Origin of the sequence: Sphingomonas sp. ABOLE (genome assembly GCF_003950455.1) — a bacterium.
Lineage (GTDB): Bacteria > Pseudomonadota > Alphaproteobacteria > Sphingomonadales > Sphingomonadaceae > Sphingomonas > Sphingomonas trueperi.
In genome coordinates, this window is the sequence record NZ_QQWY01000017.1 from 78,367 (window position 1) to 94,942 (window position 16,576).

Here is a 16,576-nt window from a genome sequence, read left to right on the forward strand (position 1 = left end):
GTGAAATTTCTGTACCGAGGATAAAATGATGAATTTGATGATGGAAAATTGCCCAACGGAAGAAGAGATTAAAAACAGAATTGTACGTCAACTAAATTGGCGTAATACCGAAAGCGTGTCACTGATATGGCAAGGATATCTTGCTGCTCTTCTAGAGTGGGGATTGATTGAAGTTCAAGTATATGATCGTTTGAGTATTTTGGTCCGGGGAGTTGGAGAAAAGGAAATACACGAGCTTTTTTTAGATGAGCCAATTAGTGCTGAGTATGAATCGGAGATCGGCATGGGGCGATCGGGCGAGACGGCGACGTCTCCCGAGGGGCAGTCCGAAGGCAATATCTGAGTTAAGGTTGAAGGGGTGAAAGCGGTCGCCGCGTCTAGCGAGGAAAATTGGCGGGATTCCCGCTTTAACAGGCGAGATCACATAGCTTCGCAGTTAACGCGAGCTTCGCGTATCGCACTGGCCACATCTTAGGTCCCTGTTGTCTTCCGAATGGCAAGCAGGATGGCGACTTCGCCAATGCGGCCGTGTGGGCGGTCATCTAGAGCGGATTTCGACCGCACTGAATCGTGGAGGGATCCCCAAGGATCGCGATTTCTGATTCAGAATGCATGCCGGTGAAGGAGTCCGGCATGGATGGGTCATGCTCTCTCTATGGATTTGCGGGTTCGTGTTCTGGCTGCGATTGACGGCGGGCTGAGCTGTCGGGCTGCAGCCGCACGGTTTGGGGTTGCGCCCTCGACAGCGATCCGCTGACACGCGCAGAGGCGGGAAACGGGCAATTTTGCCGCCAAGCTGCAAGGCGGAGACATGCGTTCGCGTCGGGTCGAGGAACGGGCAGCTGACATTCTCGCGCTGTGGGAAGCCCGCAAGGACATCTCTCTGGAAGAGCTTCGCCGAGCCCTGGCCAAGAAGGGTCTGGCGGCCTCTGTCTCAGGGCTACATCGCTTCTTCGCGCGCCGTGGCATGACGCGCAAAAAAAGACTGGCCATGCCGTCGAGCAAGACCGGCCCGACATCCTGAAGCAGCGCCGCGGCTGGTTCGATGGCCAAGTAGATCTGGAACCGGAACGCCTGGTCTTCATCGACGAGACCTGGGCCGCCACCAACATGACCCGCAGCCACGGTCGATGCGCCAGAGGTGAGCGGCTGCGGATGGGATATCCGCATGGCCATCGCAAGGTCACCACGCTGGTCGCCGGACTGCGCATGACCGGCATGGTCGCGCCGATGGTGCTCGACGGACCGATCAACGGCGACTGGTTCGAAGCCTATGTGGCACAGCTCCTCGTGCCCACACTGCGTCCCGGCGACATCGTCATCATGGACAATCTGTCGAGCCACAAACGACCCGCGGTCCGCGAGCGGATCGAGGCGGCCGGCGCGACGCTGCGCTTCCTCCCGCCCTACAGCCCCGATTTCAACCCCATCGAAAAGGCCTTTGCCCGCCTCAAGGCCATGCTCCGAAAGGCTGGAGAGCGCACTGTCAGCGGACTCTGGAACCACATCGGCGCACTTGTCGACATCTTCCAGCCCATCGAATGCGCCAACTACTTCAGTTCCTGCGGATATGATCCAAATTGATCGGAAACTGCTCTAGGCGATCGGCATCCGCAAGGCGATGGGGGCGAGCACGGCGCAGATACGCCTGCTGCTGCTCCGCCAGCGGACCCGCCCTGCGCTGCTGGCCAACTTCGTCGCCTGGCCGATCATCTGGTGGGCGATGCAGCGCTGGCTGAACGGCTATGCCTATCGGATCGAGATGCCGCTATGGCTATATCCTGCGGCAGGCGCACGCGACGCTCGTCGGGCACAGCGATGCCCAGCCCGCGAACATGCGCAGCTCCTAATATTCAACTACAACGCCAGCGTGAGGAAGCGACTATGCGGATCTTCCGCATATCTGCCGAACGGCGGGCAGGGGGCGAAGCCGTAGCGGGTATAGAGTCGGATCGCCGGTTCGAACGCCGGCGCGGTACCCGTCTCCAGGCTCAGCCGCGTCAGCCCACGCGCCCGGGCGACGGCGAGGATATGCTCGAGCACCGCCGCGCCGATGCCCTTGCCGAGCTGCGCCGGCACGGTGCGCATCGACTTCACCTCGCCATGGGTCGCATCGAGCTGCTTGAGCGCGCCCATGCCGAGCAGGTCCGCGCCCGCCCAGGCGCTCCAGAAGGTGACGTCCGCCGCCTGGAGGCCCGACAGGTCGAGGAAGTGGCAGCTCTCGGCCGGCGAGTTGGCGAGCATGCCCGCCGCGTGCAGGCGCAGAAGATCCTGCACCTGGGCGTCGTCCAGCCCGCCTTCCCGGATCGTGATCACAGCGTGTCGATCATGCCCGCCAGCGTCTCGAGGCAGGCATGGGCGAGCAGCTTGCTGCGGGTCGGCGACCAGCCGAACTCGGGGTCGGCGTTCGCATCATGGTCCTTGAACGGCATTTCCAGCGTCATCGACACCGCGCCGAACCGCTCGGCGAGCTGGTTGGTCGACATGGCGAGATTGGCCTTGCCCGGGGGCGACTTGTCATAGCCGAGCTCGGTCTGGAAATCGGGGGTGTGCGCCGCGAGGCGTCGGCCGAATTCGTAGAATTTCTCGCCGAGCGCGTCGGTCCAGCTCGGGATGCCCTCGAAGCCGGCGAGGAAGTTGGCCGGGATCGCCTCGTCGCCGTGGACGTCCATCGCGAAATGCACGCCGGTTGCGTCCATGGCGTTGCGCACCGCCAGCACTTCCGGGCTGCGCTCGGGCGTCGGGGTGTGCCATTCGCGGTTGAGGTTCACCCCCGCCGCATTGGTGCGCAGATGGCCGCGGCGCGAGCCGTCCGGGTTCATGTTGGGCACGCAGTGGAAGGTCGCCTTCTGCCGCAGCGCCTGCGCGACGGCATTGTCCTCGTCGGTGAGGAACTCAAGCGCGCCCTCCATCCACCATTCGGCCATGCTCTCGCCCGGATGCTGGCGGGCATAGAGCCAGACGTGCTTCGGCCCCTCGCCCATGGTCAGGCAGTCGATCGGCTGGCCGTCCAGCGTCTCGCCCAGCTGGCGGTGGGTAACGCCCTCCTGCAGCGCGATGCGGCTGACCAGGTCGTGGTGCCGCTCCATCGAATAGGGCGCGAAATAGGCGAACCAGGTGAGGTCCGTCTGGAAATGGTGGGTGAAGCTGAGGATGCCGCCCGCATACTCGGTTTCCGCCATCCGCCACGATTCGCGGTCCGCCGACCAGCGCGCCTTGTAGCCCGGCCAGCCGAAGGGATAGGCCGAGCTGCCCGCATTGAGGATGCGGAAGGTCAGCGTCCGCCCCTTCGCGCCGGCGACGCGGAAGTGGAACCACTGGAAAAAGTCCGACTGGTGATCGAGGACGATCTCGCAGTCGACCCCGTCGCCTTCGATGGCGACCACGCGGATGTTGCCGCTGTCGAACGCGGCGCTGATCTGAATGCTCATTTGACCGTCGTAGTGATCCCGGACTCGCCGGGGAAGTCCTTGAACAGCGCAGCGGCGAGTCGCTGCGCGGTGGCGGCAGGCTGGTTGTCGCGGAGGCCCACGCCGGTCGTCTCGGCGCGGCCTTCCCAGATCACGTTCTCGCCGGCGCGGCGGCGCAGCTGCACCCAGAGCTGCGAGACGAGGATCTCGTTCTGCTTGCGCTTGCCGATGCCGAACGAGACGCCGCCGCCCAGCCCGACACCGCCGCCCCGGCCACCGCCGAAGCTGCCGCCGCCCAGCCCGATCGAGACCGGCGAGGGTTCGCGGACCACGCCGCGCGAGGCACGGGTGAACGAGACCGAGGCGATATAGCCCGCCGGGCGATCGCTGGTGGCGGGGACATAGCCCTGCTTGTTCAGCTCCGCCTGCACCGCATCGGCATAGACGCGGAATTCGGGCGTGACGTCCATCGCGCCGGTCATCGGCATCACGCTGACCGTGGTGCGCTCGAACGGCTCGCTCAGATGATAGCGGGTGACGTCGATCGGCGGACGGGCGCCGGTGGTGGTGCAGCCGGCGGCGAGCGCGGGCAGGGTAGCGAGCAGGGCAAGACGCAGATACGGATTCACGAACACGCACTCCTGTTTCGTGGGCGCAATGGATCTATCCTGCCAGCATGGGCCGGGTCGAGCGGATTTGCGGGTCCCATCGGGGACGGAACGTTCGAGCGCGGCGTTCGGCTGCATATCGGCGGCACGGGACACACGCGGCCTTGACTTCCCGGCCCCGCGCTTATAGGCGAGCCGCTCTTTCCGGCATTCCAGATAATTTGAGAAGCGAATCGGTCATGAAGATCGTCAATTCATTGAAGTCGCTCAAGGGGCGGCACCGCGACAACCGCGTGATCCGCCGCCGTGGCCGGATCTACGTGATCAACAAGACGCAGAAGCGTTTCAAGGCACGTCAGGGCTGAGCCCATACGTGGGGACTGCGCCGCACGCCGTCATCTTCGACGTCGGCAACGTTCTTTTCCCTTGGGAACCGCGGCGTTTGTACGAGCGCCTGTTCGAAAACGAGCAGGCGCTCGACGCGTTTCTGTCGCAGGTCGTCACCAAGGAATGGCATTTCCAGCATGACGCTGGCCGCCCCTTCGCCGAGACATCGGCGGAGCTGAGCGCGCTGTACCCCGAGCATGCCGACAAGATCGCGCTCTGGGGGCCGCAGTTCGGTGACCAACTGGGTCCGCCGATCCCCGGCATGGCCGAGCTGGTCGAGGAACTCGATTCGGCGGGCGTGCCCCTGTTCGGCATCACCAATTTCTCCGGCGAGTTCTGGCGGGCCTGGATGCCGCAGGTCGACTGGCTGTTCGGCCGCTTCCAGGACATCGTCGTCTCGGGCGACGAGAAGCTGGTGAAGCCCGATCCCGCCATCTACGCGCTGGCGCTGGAGCGATTCGGACTGCAGGGCCCGGACGCGGTGTTCGTCGACGATCTGCCGGTGAACGTCGAGGCGGCGCGGGGGCAGGGTATTCACGGCGTGGTGTTTACCGGCGCGGAGGCGTTCCGCGCCGAGCTGGTGCGGCTGGGTGTGCTTGCCGGCTGAGCGCTGGCGTTTCTTCCTCTCCACCTTTTCCGTCGTCATCCCGACGAAAGTCGGGATCCATTCACCGCTCCGCCGGGGCTGGAGCTGGAACGGCGACCCCAATGGATCCCGGCTTTCGCCGGGATGACTGAGGTGGGTGTCGCGGCGAGCGATTGCTGCTCGCTAAGTTGCCAAAGTTCACACTCGTGCGCGATTCGTAAGTTCACACACGTGGACGTGCACGGTGCATTTCGCGAGGCGTGGTTCCAGCAGGTTCAAAGAGCGCTCGCTGGGTAGATCCCGGCATAGAACATATAGGAACCGGAATTACAGCTGCAATGATGGTCTAAGCACTCCCCCAGGATCATCAAATATCCTTCTGCTCCAACAGATGGAGGCCTCGGTCTGGATGTCCGTGATACCGTTGTGCTGGGATGGCCTGAAGCGCTACGTCACCCGAGACGCTGCTGTGATCATCACTAATCGAAGGTTGCGGAGCATGGGGGAAGACATGAAGCCGATTACGTTTGTGCTGATCGCGACCGTTTTTTGCGGCCTAGTTTCTACCGCCGTCGCAGCTGGTTCGACGTCAAGTGGCGGTGTCAAAACGCTAATTTTGTCGCAAGATGCTGGCGCGTCATCCCGTAGGCCTGGTCCTTCGCTCACGACTAAGCCGCTGGGCGTCAAGCCGGGACCTGCGGAGGGAATTTCTAAATCGGAAATGAAGGTGTTGGCGGCTTCGGCTCTCCAGCGCCCCGGCTTCGGACGCGCTATGGCTGCACGGTTCGGTCTGCAAGGGCCTTTTGCAGAAGCTTTAGACGAGCATGTGCGCGCAATCCATCATGACCCACGTTTTGTCGCTATCGTGGCGGACAAAATGTACGCGCGACGTGGTGATTTACGAGACCGTGAGTCAGTGCCTCGGGTCAGCGATTTGGTTGTCGAGGACCTTCTGAATGCGTTGCAGGTTCGCGGTTTTTCGAAGATGAGCGATTTCGATATTCAAAGATACTACTACTTTCTTGCGGCTTTGGCAAAAAGCTCTACGCAGGAAGAGTGCGCACATATTTATTCCACGCGGGTAGAAGCCGGTATGGAGCTGCAGGTCATTTCAAGAATGGGGATCGTCCCCTTTCGAGAGTTTCTGGGCCTGCTGAGAAAAGCGATTTTTTCATCGCTCGATGCTGACATGCCCGTCGTTGAAATTAGCGAACTGCAGAAGGACAAGGCAACTGCTGCTTTCGCGAAGCCTCTGGAGATTGAATGGCGCAAGCTCCCGGCGTCCCGGCTAGATGCTGTGACAAGCGCCGTGCAGAATCAGAAAGATGCGCAGCCTGCCGACGTTTGTACCGCGTATCAAATCATTCTCGATGTAGCATACGCAATGCCAGGCGACGAAGGGGCATGGTTCCGCAGGGACTTTTTAGTCAATTCGCAGCCGCAGTGATCTGCCACCACGGCTGAAGTGCTTGCGCGGTAGGCGAATAGTTACCTACTCCACCGCGCAAAAATCGCCGTCGGCAGCTCCAGCCCGCGCGCTTCCTCGCGCACCGTCAGCTCGCCCGCCTCGACCGTGCCCCCCTTGTCCGCCATCGCCTGGCGGACCAGTTCGCCGATCGCCAGCGCCGACATGCGCACCGCATAGACGGTGAGGAACAGGAAGCGCGAGTTCGCGTCGAGCAGCTTGGCCACGTCGTCGATCAGCGACGGCAGGCCTTCCTCCAGCTTCCACACCTCGCCATTGGGCCCGCGGCCCCATTTGGGCGGATCGAGGATGATGCCGTCATAGCGCCGCCCGCGGCGTACCTCGCGCGCGGTGAATTTCATCGCGTCGTCGATCATCCAGCGGATCGGCTTGTCGGCCATGCCCGAGAGCTGGGCGTTGGCCTTGCCCTCCATCACCGACTTCTTGGAGGCATCGACATGCGTCACCTTCGCGCCCGCCGCCGCCAGCGCCAGCGAGCCGACGCCGGTATAGCCGAACAGGTTCATGCACTCAGGGCTGTCCATGCCGTCGATCCGGCCGCGCATCCAGTCCCATACCGGCGCCATGTCCGGGAAGAAGCCGAGATGGCGGAAGGGTGTGGTCTGGGCGGTGAAGCGCACCTCGCGCCATGCCAGCGGCCAGCCTTCGCGGGGGGTGGGCTTCAGATATTCCCAGCGGCCGCCGCCCTCCTCGTCGGAGCCGGGGACGAATTCGGCATGCGCGTCCCACTCGGCCGCGGCCGGCGCCCACATCGCCTGGGGCTCGGGGCGGATGAAGCGATAGGCGCCGTAGCGCTCGAGCTTGCGCCCATGGCCCGAATCGATCAGCCCATAGTCGCCCCAGGGCTCGCCGGTGAGGGTGACGAGCTTCATGGGCGGGCGTGGGCGCGCTCGGCGATATAGCCGGTGACCGCGTCGAACGTCGCGGGCAGGGTGTCGTAGCGCTCGTGGCGCTCGAACAGGTCGCCGACGCGGCTCGGCACGGTCGGACGCATGCCGGTGGCGCGCTCGACCGCGTCGGGGAATTTTGCGGCATGCGCGGTGGCGAGGGTGACGACGGGCACGTCCGGCGCCAGCCCGGCGCGCTGCGCGGCGGCGAGCCCGATCGCGGTGTGCGGGTCGATCACCTGGCCGGCTTCGGCACAGGCCCAGCGCATCGCTTCGTTCATGCCGTCGGCATCGATCGCGTCGCTGGTGAACAGCTTGGAGGCGCCTTCGCGCTGGGCGTTGGTGAGCTGCATCGCGCGCGTCGATTCGAAGCCGCGCATCTGGTCCGCGATCGGCGCACCGGCGAGATCGGCCAGCAGCCGCTCGAAGTTCGAGCTGACCTGGATGTCCATCGAGGGCGCGGCGGTCGGCGTGACGGTGCCCGCCGAATAATCACCGGCCGACAGCGCACGATGGAGGATGTCGTTGACGTTGGTCGCCACCACCAGCTTGGCCACCGGCAGGCCCATGCGCGCGGCGACATAGCCGGCGAACACGTCGCCGAAATTGCCGGTCGGTACCGAGAAGGCGACCGCCCGCTCGGGCGCGCCGAGGCGGACGGCGGCGTAGAAATAATAGACCACCTGCGCCATCAGCCGGGCCCAGTTGATCGAGTTGACCGCGCTCAGCTGGAAGCGGCCGGCAAAGTCGGCATCGTTGAACATCGCCTTCACCAGCGCCTGGGCATCGTCGAAGCTGCCGTCGATCGCGATGTTGTGGACATTGGGGGCGAGGACGGTGGTCATCTGCCGGCGCTGGACATCCGACACGCGGCCCTGCGGGTGCAGCATGAAGATGTCGACGCCGATGCGCCCCGCCACCGCGTCGATCGCGGCGCTGCCGGTGTCGCCCGAGGTCGCGCCGACGATGGTGAGGTGCTGGTTGGTGCCGCTCAGGAACTTCTCGAACAGCAGCCCGAGCAGCTGGAGCGCCACGTCCTTGAACGCGAGGGTGGGGCCGTGGAACAGCTCGAGCAGCCAGTGCTGCTGGTCGATCTGGACCAGCGGGGTCACCGCGGCGTGCGAGAAGCGGCCATAGGCCTGGGTGCAGAGCTGGCGGAGCTCGTCCTCGCTCAGGTCCGGCGTGACGAAGGGCAGCATGACGCGCACCGCCGTCTCGACATAGGAGAGGCCGCGCATCGCGGCGATATCCGCCGCGGAAAAGGCCGGCCATTCGGTCGGGACATAGAGGCCGCCGTCGCTGGCGAGGCCGGTGAGGGTGACGTCGCGAAAGCCCAGCAAGGGCGCGGCGCCGCGGGTGCTGTGATACTGCATGGCCGACCGCGTTACCCGTCGGCAACGATCGCGACAAGATAGCTGTCCTTGGGGGCGGCTTGCCATTGCTGGCGCGCCCGGGTGTTCCGTGCGGGACCCGGGCTGCGTATAGGCGCGTTCCGTACAGCCTTCCCGATGGAGAGAGATGATGGCCTATCCCCAGCCCTGGCATGCCGATGCCGACCGATATGACGGCCGCATGCCCTATCGCCGCTGTGGCGTGAGCGGGCTCGACCTGCCGGCGATCAGCCTGGGGCTCTGGCAGAATTTCGGCGGTACCGATGTGTTCGAAAATGCCCGCGCGATGCTGCGCCGGGCGTTCGATCGCGGCGTGACGCACTTCGATCTCGCCAACAATTACGGGCCGCCCTATGGCTCGGCCGAGGAGAATTTCGGCCGCGTGCTGGCGACCGACTTCGCCAGCCACCGCGACGAGCTGATCATCTCGACCAAGGCAGGCTGGGACATGTGGCCGGGGCCGTATGGCGATGTCGGCGGCAGCAAGAAATATCTGATCGCCTCGTGCGACCAGAGCCTCAAGCGGATGGGGCTCGACTATGTCGACATCTTCTACTCGCACCGCGTCGACCCCAAGACGCCGCTGGAGGAGACGATGGGCGCGCTCGCCCAGATCCACCGCCAGGGCAAGGCGCTCTATGTCGGCATCTCCAGCTATTCGCCCGAGCTGACGCGGAAGGCCGCGGCGATCCTGGCGGACTACAAGGTGCCGCTGCTGATCCACCAGCCGAGCTATTCGATGCTCAACCGCTGGATCGAGGAGAGCCTGCTCGACACGCTGGAAGATCTGGGCACCGGCTGCATCGCCTTCTCGCCGCTGGCGCAGGGGATGCTGACGCGCAAATATCTGAACGGCGTGCCCGAGGATGCGCGCGCGGCCAAGGGCGGATCGCTCGACACGCGGCTGCTCTCGGACGAGAATATCGCCCGCATCCGTGCACTCAACGCGATCGCCGAGAAGCGCGGGCAGACGCTGGCGCAGATGGCGATCGCCTGGGTGCTGCGCGATCCGCGCGTGACCTCGGCGCTGGTCGGCGCGCGGACGGTGCAGCAGCTCGACGATTCGCTCGATGCGGTGAAGAACCTCGATTTCACCGCCGAGGAGCTGGCGGAAATCGACACCCATGCAACCGAAGGCGCGATCGATCTTTGGAAGGTATCGTCCACGCTTGAGGAACTGCCCCAACGATGAGTGTCGCGTTTCGCCGCGAGAGCGACGAGGAACATAAGGAACCCAAGTTCGAACTGCCGCTGCCGGCCGGGCCCAATCTGGTCACGGCGGCGGGGCCGGCGCTGATCGCGGGCAAGGTCGCCGCGCTGGAGGCGGCGATCGGGGCCGAGGGCGATGCGGAGGCCAAGGAAGGGCTGAAGCGCGAGCTGCGTTACTGGAACACCCGCGCCGCCACCGCGCAGATCGCGCCGCCCCTCGAGGACGGCGTGGCGGGGATCGGCGCGCGGGTGCGGATCAAGCTGAACGGGCGCGAGCGGGTGATCGAGATCGTCGGCCATGATGAGGCTGATCCGGCGGCCGACCGGCTGGCCTTCCAGGCGCCGCTGGCGCACGCCCTGCTCGGCGCGGAGGAAGGCGAGCGCGTCGATTTCGGAGGGAAGCCGGAAGCGATTGAGGTGCTGGCGGTGGAGGCGATTTAGGGGGCGCCCCCCTCCCGCAAGCGGGAGGGGGATTTAGAAGAAGGGGACGGTGCTCAGTCGTTGAACGCCGCCAGATCGAACGCGATCACGTCCTGGCGCTGGGTGCCGAGGCCGGTGATTCCCAGCTCCATCACGTCGCCGGGCTTGAGGAAGATCTTCTCGGGCTTCTGGCCTTCGCCGACTCCGGGGGGCGTGCCGGTGATCAGCAGGTCGCCGGGGTGGAGCGTGATGAAGCGGCTCATATAGGCGATGCATTCCGCCACCGGAAAGATCATCGTCGACGTGTTGCCGGTCTGCATGCGCTTGCCGTTGAGGTCCAGATACATGTCGAGCGCCTGGCAGTCGGCCACCTCGTCCGGCGTCACCAGCCACGGGCCGATGGGTCCGAAGGTGTCGCAGCCCTTGCCCTTGTCCCACTGGCTGCCGAGCTCCTTCTGGAAGGCGCGCTCGGATACGTCGTTGGCGAGGACGAAGCCCGCGACATGGTCGAGCGCATCGGCCTCGTCGACATGGCGGCAGGTCTTGCCGATGATCACGCCCAGCTCGACTTCCCAGTCGCTCTTCTGCGAGTCCTTGGGGATCATCACCGGATCGTTCGGGCCGGTGAGGCACGAGATCGCCTTGGTGAAGAAGATCGGCTCGGGCGGCGGCTCGAGGCCGGCTTCGCGGGCGTGATCGGCATAGTTGAGGCCGATCGCGAGGAACTTGCCGATGTTCGCCACAGGCACGCCCAGGCGAACGTCGCCCTCGACCAGCGGCAGCGTGGTGGGATCCACCGCGCGGATCCGCTCGATCACGTCGACGGTGAGGTCGGGCACCAGGCCGGTCAGGTCGCGGATGCGGCCCTCGGCGTCCAGGATGCCGGGCTTTTCGGCACCGCGCGGGCCGTAGCGAAGCAACTTCATGCAAGCGTCCTCATTCAGGAAAGACAGACGATTGCGCCCTAGCGCGCGGGGGCGCGTTGCCAAAGCGGGATTTGCCGATTTGTCCGATTATTGGAGGCGGGGCCGGGGCCGGCGGAGGGCGGGGGCGGCAACAGCGTCGTTGCGCCGTACTTCTCGACAGCCGTCATCCCGGCGAAAAGCCGGGATCTAGACGCCAAACGGCCTCGGCAAGAACCGCGACGGAGACCCCAATGGATCCCGGCTTTCGCCGGGATGACGGGCGGGGCCGGGGCGGGCCGGCCTAAGCGCTCAGCTCACCCGGCGCAGGTGCTTGCCGCCATAGCGCTGGCCCAGATAGTCGGCGAGGCGCTGGATATAGTTGCGCGCGTTCGCCGCCTTGTTCGGGCAGCAGGGCAGGGGGTTCTTGCTCACGCCGGCGGCGCGGCGCTCGACCTTCTGGCAGAGCAGCTCGAGGTCCTGGCGCGAGAGCAGGTTCTTTTCCCGCATCACGCACAACAGGCCCTCGAGGATGATCATGCTTTCGTCCGAGGCCTGCACGGGCAGCGGGGGCAGGCCCTGGTCCTGTTCGGGGTGCACTTCGTTCAGCGACACGACACCTCTCCTTCTCCTATTGGATCCAGAGACTATGCCGATTTTCGCAGGTGGCAAGCCTCTAGTCGAGCCCGCCGCCTAAGGTTCTATACAGGGTAACCAAGTTGCTCGCGCGGGTCAGCCGCGTGGTGACCAGGCTCTGCTCGGCGGCATAGGCGCTGCGCTGCGAATCAAGCACGGTTAGGAACGAGTCGACCCCCGCCCGGTAGCGCGCGTCGGACAGCCGCGCCGCGACCTCCGCTGCATTGGCGCGTGCGCTCTGCGCGCGCAGCTGCTCGTCGATCGTGCCGCGCTGGGCCATCGCATCGGCGACTTCGCGGAAGGCGGTCTGGATCGTCTTCTGATAGGTCGCCACCGCCGCGTCGCGCGAGGCCTTTGAATAGTCGAGGTTCGCCTGGTTCTTTCCGAAGTTGAAGATGTTGAGCGAGGCGGTGGGCGAGACCGTATAGGTATCGGTGCCGGACCCGAACAGCTTGCCGATCGTCGAGGCGATCGAACCCACCGTGGAGGTGAGCGAGATGCTCGGGAAGAAGGCCGCGCGCGCCGCGCCGATATTGGCGTTCTGTGCGATCAGCTGGTGCTCGGCCTGGAGCACGTCCGGGCGGCGCAGCAGCACTTCCGACGGCACGTTGCCGGGCAGCGCGTCGATCGTCGCCTTGGCGTCACCCAGCGATTCCGGCAGCAGCTCGGGCGCAACCGTGGCGCCGGTGAGCAGCTGGAGCGCGTTGATGTCCTGCGCGATCCGGGTCTGTGCCGTCGCCACGTCGTTCCGGGCGGATTCGTAGCTCGTCTCGGCCTGGCGCGACTCCAGCTCCGAGGCGGTGCCGATGCGGAACTGCGCCCGGGTCAGCTCGAGCGACTGCTCGAACGCCTTGAGCGTGTTCTGCGCGATCGCGAGCTGCTCGCGGTCCGAGGCGAGGGTGAGCCAGGCGCTGGCGATCTCGCCGATCAGCGACACGCGGGTGGCGCGCTGCGCCTCGCTGCTCGCGAAATACTGCTCCTGCGCGGCGCGGCTGAGATTGCGCACCCGGCCGAACAGGTCGATCTCATAGGAGGTGATGCCGCCGGACACGCTGAAGTTCTGGACGTCCTGCACGCCCGCGCCGCCCAGTGCGCCGCCGGCACTGGCCGCGAACTGCGCGGTGTTGGTGTAGGTGCCGGTGCCGCTGACGCCGATCGCGGGGAACAGGTCCGCCCGCTGCGCGCGGTACTGCGCCCGGGCCTGCAGCACGTTGGCCGCGGCGAGCCGCAGGTCCTGGTTGTTGTCCAGGCCCAGCTGGATCACCCGGCGCAGGCGATCGTCGGTGAAGAAGTCGCGCCAGCCGACCTTGCTGATGTCCGGCGCGTCGGTGGCCGCCGCCGGGTAGACGCCGCCCTGGGGCAGCGCCGCCGGGATCGCCGGCGCGGGCCGGCTGTACTTGGGGGCCAGGTTGCAGGCCGAGAGCGCGGTGCTCGCGGCCAGCGCGAAGAACAGGGGGAAGCGGTTGGTCACGGCCGTCAGGCTCCCTGGGGCGCGTTGGCGCCGCCGTCATGGTTGGTATTCGGGCCCGCATTCTTGTTGCGGCGGCGATCGAACAGATTGCGCACCACCACGAAGAACATCGGCACGAAGAAGATCGCCAGCACCGTCGCGGAGAGCATGCCGCCCACCACCGCACGGCCGATCGCGTTCTGGCCGCCGGCGCCCGCGCCGGTGGAGATCGCCAGCGGCAGCACGCCGAAGATGAAGGCGAGGCTGGTCATCAGGATCGGGCGCAGACGGAGCTTGGCGGCTTCGATCGCCGCGTCGAAGGCGCTCATGCCCTCGCGCATCCGCTCCTCGGCGAACTCGACGATCAGGATCGCGTTCTTCGCCGACACGCCGATCGTGGTGATCAGGCCGACCTGGAGGTAGATGTCGTTGTTGAGCCCGGTCAGCCACGCCGCGAGCAGCGCGCCGAGCACGCCGAGCGGCACCACCAGGATCACCGAGATCGGCACCGACCAGCTCTCGTAGAGCGCGGCGAGGCAGAGGAACACGATCAGCAGCGACAGCGCGTAGAGTGCCGGCGCCTGGCCGCCCGACAGGCGTTCCTCATAGGAGAGGCCGGTCCATTCGAGCTGGGTGCCTGGCGGCAGCTTGGCGTGGATCGCCTCCATCGCCGCCATCGCGTCGCCGGTCGAGGTGCCGGGGGCGGGCGAGCCGAGGATTTCCATCGAGGGCAGGCCGTTATAGCGGGTGAGCTGCACCGGTGCCTGCGCCCAGCTGAGCGTCGAGAAGGCGGTGAACGGCGTCATCGTGCCGGTGGGGCCGCGGACGTACAGGTTGGCGATGTCCTCCGGCGTCAGGCGATAGGGGGCATCGGCCTGGACATAGACGCGCTTGACGCGGCCGCGATCGATGAAGTCGTTGACATAGGAACCGCCCCAGGCGGTGGCGATGGTGCTGTTGACCGAGGAAAGGTCGAGGCCGAGTGCCTTGGCCTTGTCCTGGTCGATGTCGACCTTGAGCTGCGGCGCGTCGTCGAGCGCGTTGGGGCGCACGCCGACCAGGCGCTTGTCCTGCATCGCCATGCCCAGCATCATGTTGCGCGCCTGGAGCAGGCGTTCATGGCCGATGCCGCCGGTATCGACGAGCTGGAGGTCGAAGCCGGTCGCGTTGCCGAGCTCCTGCACCGCCGGCGGGGTGATCGCGAAGATCAGGCCGTCGCGATATTGCGCGAAGGTACCCATGGCGCGGCCGACGATCGACGCGGCGGCATTCTTGTGGCCGGGGCGATCGGCCCAGTCCTTCAGCGGCATGAACGCAAGGCCGCTGTTCTGGCCGGCGCCCGCGAAGCTGAAGCCGTTGATCGTGAACACGCCCTTCACATTGCCCGCTTCCTCCTTGAGGAAGTGGTCGCGGATCAGGTCGAGCCCCTTTTCGGTACGTGCCGAAGTGGCGCCCGCCGGGCCCTGGACCAGCGCGATCACGATGCCCTGGTCTTCCTCGGGAAGGAAGCCGCCGGGCAGCCGCAGGAACAGGAAGCTCATCCCGCCGATGATCAGCAGATAGACCAGGCCCGAGCGCTTCCAGCTGCGCGCGGTGCTGCGCACGCCCTTCTCGTACTTGGCCTGGCCGCGATCGAACTTGTCGTTGAACCAGCGGAAGAAGCGCGCGAGCAGGCCGTTGCCCTCGGTCTTGCTCGGATCGTGCGGCTTGAGGATGGTGGCGCACAGCGCCGGGGTGAGCACCAGCGCCACGAACACCGACAGCGCCATCGCCGAGACGATGGTGATCGAGAACTGGCGGTAGATCACGCCCGTGGAGCCGCCGAAGAACGCCATCGGCAGGAACACCGCCGAGAGGACGAGGGCGATGCCGACCAGCGCGCTGGTGATCTCTTCCATCGACTTGCGCGCGGCGTCGATCGGGCTGAGATGCTCGGTGGTGATCAGGCGCTCGACATTCTCGACGACGACGATCGCGTCGTCGACGAGCAGGCCGATCGCCAGCACCATGCCGAACAGGGTGAGCGTGTTGATCGAATAGCCGGCGATCGCCATCACCGCGAAGGTGCCGAGCAGCACCACCGGCACCGCGATCGTCGGGATCAGCGTGGCGCGGAAGTTCTGCAGGAACAGGAACATCACCAGGAAGACGAGCACCACCGCTTCGACGAGCGTGTGGACCACCTGCTCGACCGACAGGCGGACGAACGGCGTGGTATCGTACGGGTAGATGACCTTGATGTCGGCCGGGAAGGTCTTGGCGATTTCGTTGACGCGCGCCTTGACCAGGTCGACCGTGGTCAGCGCGTTGGCGCCGGGGGCGAGCTTGATGCCGATGCCGGCGCCGGGCTTGCCGTTCCACTTCGAATCGAAGCCATAGCTCTCCGCGCCGATCTCGACGCGGGCGACGTCGCCGAGGCGCACCACCGAGGCATCGGTGCCGCTCTTCAGGCGGATCTGGGCGAACTCGTCGGGCGTGGTCAGCCGCGACTGGACCGACACGGTGGCGTTGAGCATCTGCTCCTTCGGCGCAGGGCGCGCGCCGAGCTGGCCGGCCGAGACCTGCGCGTTCTGCGCGCGGATCGCGGTGGTCACGTCATCCATGGTGAGCGCGTATTTGTTGAGCTTCACCGGATCGACCCAGATGCGCATCGCGTACTGCGAACCGAACACCTGGGTGTCGCCGACGCCGTTCACGCGCGACAGCGGGTCCTGCAGCTTCGACACGATATAGTCGGCGAGATCGGTGCCGCTGTGCGACCCGTCCTCCGAATAGAGGCCGATCACCACCAGAAAGTTCTGGGTGGCCTTGGCGACCTGGATGCCCTGCTGCTGCACTTCCTGCGGCAGGAGCGGGGTGGCCGCCTGCAGCTTGTTCTGCACCTGCACCTGGGCGATGTCCGGATCGGTGCCCTGTTCGAAGGTCAGCGTGATCGTGACGGTGCCCGCCGACGAGGACGAGGACGAGAAATAGCGAAGGTGGTCGATTCCCTTCAGCTGCTGCTCGATGATCTGCGTCGTCGTGTTTTCCAGCGTCCGGGCGTCCGCGCCCGGATAGGTCGCGGTGATCGAGACGGCGGGCGGCGCGATGGCCGGGAACTGCGCGATCGGCAGGCTGCGGATCGCGAGGATGCCCGCCAGCATGATGATGATCGCGATGACCCAGGCGAAGATGGGCCGATCGATGAAATAGCGCGACATGAGC

At 65.7% G+C, this 16,576-nt stretch carries 15 protein-coding genes and 1 pseudogene; 7 read left to right on the top strand and 9 right to left on the bottom strand.

Annotated features, from left to right (window positions below; genetic code table 11):
* Positions 1–25 precede the first annotated feature (25 nt).
* A complete protein-coding gene (locus tag CA234_RS12325) occupies positions 26–343 on the top strand; it encodes a hypothetical protein (protein ID WP_206431181.1) in 318 nt (105 codons plus the stop codon).
* A 294-nt stretch (positions 344–637) separates the two neighbouring features.
* A pseudogene (locus CA234_RS12330) lies at positions 638–1,584 on the top strand (IS630 family transposase).
* A gap of 273 nt (positions 1,585–1,857) precedes the next feature.
* Here the strand turns inward: CA234_RS12330 and CA234_RS12335 are convergent.
* From CA234_RS12335 to CA234_RS12345, 3 genes are read right to left on the bottom strand one after another with little or no spacing between them, the layout of a single operon-like run.
* Positions 1,858–2,316, bottom strand: a complete 459-nt coding sequence (locus CA234_RS12335; protein WP_125977501.1) for a GNAT family N-acetyltransferase — start codon at positions 2,314–2,316, stop codon at positions 1,858–1,860.
* Entirely contained in the window at positions 2,313–3,431 is a 1,119-nt protein-coding gene (locus CA234_RS12340; protein WP_126001820.1) for a M14-type cytosolic carboxypeptidase, read from the bottom strand. The genes CA234_RS12335 and CA234_RS12340 overlap by 4 nt, the downstream gene beginning before the upstream one ends.
* Positions 3,428–4,045: a DUF4136 domain-containing protein gene (locus CA234_RS12345; RefSeq protein WP_125977503.1), complete on the bottom strand. Its 618-nt coding sequence runs from the start codon at positions 4,043–4,045 to the stop codon at positions 3,428–3,430. The genes CA234_RS12340 and CA234_RS12345 overlap by 4 nt, the downstream gene beginning before the upstream one ends.
* Before the next feature lie 212 nt (positions 4,046–4,257).
* On the opposite strand from CA234_RS12345, the gene ykgO reads away from it, so the two are divergent.
* From ykgO to CA234_RS12360, 3 genes are all read left to right on the top strand, one after another.
* The gene (gene ykgO, locus CA234_RS12350) at positions 4,258–4,383 is read left to right on the top strand and encodes a type B 50S ribosomal protein L36 (RefSeq protein WP_010543750.1); all 126 of its coding nucleotides are present in this window, start codon (positions 4,258–4,260) and stop codon (positions 4,381–4,383) included.
* A gap of 8 nt (positions 4,384–4,391) precedes the next feature.
* Complete coding sequence (locus tag CA234_RS12355; protein WP_125977504.1) at positions 4,392–5,012, top strand: HAD family phosphatase; 621 nt, start codon at positions 4,392–4,394, stop codon at positions 5,010–5,012.
* Positions 5,013–5,502: 490 nt separating this feature from the next.
* A complete protein-coding gene (locus tag CA234_RS12360; protein WP_125977505.1) occupies positions 5,503–6,438 on the top strand; it encodes a hypothetical protein in 936 nt (311 codons plus the stop codon).
* 41 nt (positions 6,439–6,479) lie between these two features.
* Here CA234_RS12360 and CA234_RS12365 read toward each other — a convergent pair whose 3' ends face one another.
* On the bottom strand, positions 6,480–7,349 hold the full coding sequence (locus CA234_RS12365; protein ID WP_126001821.1) for a class I SAM-dependent methyltransferase: 870 nt from the start codon (positions 7,347–7,349) through the stop codon (positions 6,480–6,482).
* On the bottom strand, positions 7,346–8,737 hold the full coding sequence (thrC, locus tag CA234_RS12370) for a threonine synthase (protein ID WP_126001822.1): 1,392 nt from the start codon (positions 8,735–8,737) through the stop codon (positions 7,346–7,348). The genes CA234_RS12365 and thrC overlap by 4 nt, the downstream gene beginning before the upstream one ends.
* A 148-nt stretch (positions 8,738–8,885) precedes the next feature.
* Between thrC and mgrA the strand changes: the two genes are divergently transcribed.
* Complete coding sequence (mgrA, locus tag CA234_RS12375; protein ID WP_126001823.1) at positions 8,886–9,947, top strand: L-glyceraldehyde 3-phosphate reductase; 1,062 nt, start codon at positions 8,886–8,888, stop codon at positions 9,945–9,947.
* On the top strand, positions 9,944–10,405 hold the full coding sequence (locus CA234_RS12380) for a GreA/GreB family elongation factor (protein WP_126001824.1): 462 nt from the start codon (positions 9,944–9,946) through the stop codon (positions 10,403–10,405). The genes mgrA and CA234_RS12380 overlap by 4 nt, the downstream gene beginning before the upstream one ends.
* A gap of 53 nt (positions 10,406–10,458) precedes the next feature.
* Here CA234_RS12380 and CA234_RS12385 read toward each other — a convergent pair whose 3' ends face one another.
* The 4 genes from CA234_RS12385 to CA234_RS12400 form a co-directional block, all read right to left on the bottom strand.
* Positions 10,459–11,310: a fumarylacetoacetate hydrolase family protein gene (locus CA234_RS12385; RefSeq protein WP_125977510.1), complete on the bottom strand. Its 852-nt coding sequence runs from the start codon at positions 11,308–11,310 to the stop codon at positions 10,459–10,461.
* 288 nt (positions 11,311–11,598) lie between these two features.
* Positions 11,599–11,901, bottom strand: coding sequence for a hypothetical protein (locus CA234_RS12390; protein WP_241213479.1), 303 nt, complete (start codon positions 11,899–11,901; stop codon positions 11,599–11,601).
* Positions 11,902–11,962: 61 nt separating this feature from the next.
* Positions 11,963–13,393, bottom strand: coding sequence for an efflux transporter outer membrane subunit (locus tag CA234_RS12395; protein WP_126001825.1), 1,431 nt, complete (start codon positions 13,391–13,393; stop codon positions 11,963–11,965).
* A gap of 5 nt (positions 13,394–13,398) precedes the next feature.
* Positions 13,399–16,572, bottom strand: coding sequence for an efflux RND transporter permease subunit (locus CA234_RS12400; protein ID WP_125977512.1), 3,174 nt, complete (start codon positions 16,570–16,572; stop codon positions 13,399–13,401).
* Positions 16,573–16,576: the final 4 nt, after the last annotated feature.

Bases quoted from the DNA above. Each gene is read 5' to 3' on its own strand.
- CA234_RS12325 (WP_206431181.1), top strand. From the start codon at position 26: ATGATGAATTTGATGATGGAAAATTGCCCAACGGAAGAAGAGATTAAA.
- CA234_RS12340 (WP_126001820.1), bottom strand. From the start codon at position 3,431: ATGAGCATTCAGATCAGCGCCGCGTTCGACAGCGGCAACATCCGCGTG.
- CA234_RS12380 (WP_126001824.1), top strand. From the start codon at position 9,944: ATGAGTGTCGCGTTTCGCCGCGAGAGCGACGAGGAACATAAGGAACCC.
- mgrA (WP_126001823.1), top strand. From the start codon at position 8,886: ATGGCCTATCCCCAGCCCTGGCATGCCGATGCCGACCGATATGACGGC.
- CA234_RS12400 (WP_125977512.1), bottom strand. From the start codon at position 16,572: ATGTCGCGCTATTTCATCGATCGGCCCATCTTCGCCTGGGTCATCGCG.
- CA234_RS12365 (WP_126001821.1), bottom strand. From the start codon at position 7,349: ATGAAGCTCGTCACCCTCACCGGCGAGCCCTGGGGCGACTATGGGCTG.
- CA234_RS12385 (WP_125977510.1), bottom strand. From the start codon at position 11,310: ATGAAGTTGCTTCGCTACGGCCCGCGCGGTGCCGAAAAGCCCGGCATC.
- ykgO (WP_010543750.1), top strand. From the start codon at position 4,258: ATGAAGATCGTCAATTCATTGAAGTCGCTCAAGGGGCGGCACCGCGAC.
- CA234_RS12360 (WP_125977505.1), top strand. From the start codon at position 5,503: ATGAAGCCGATTACGTTTGTGCTGATCGCGACCGTTTTTTGCGGCCTA.
- thrC (WP_126001822.1), bottom strand. From the start codon at position 8,737: ATGCAGTATCACAGCACCCGCGGCGCCGCGCCCTTGCTGGGCTTTCGC.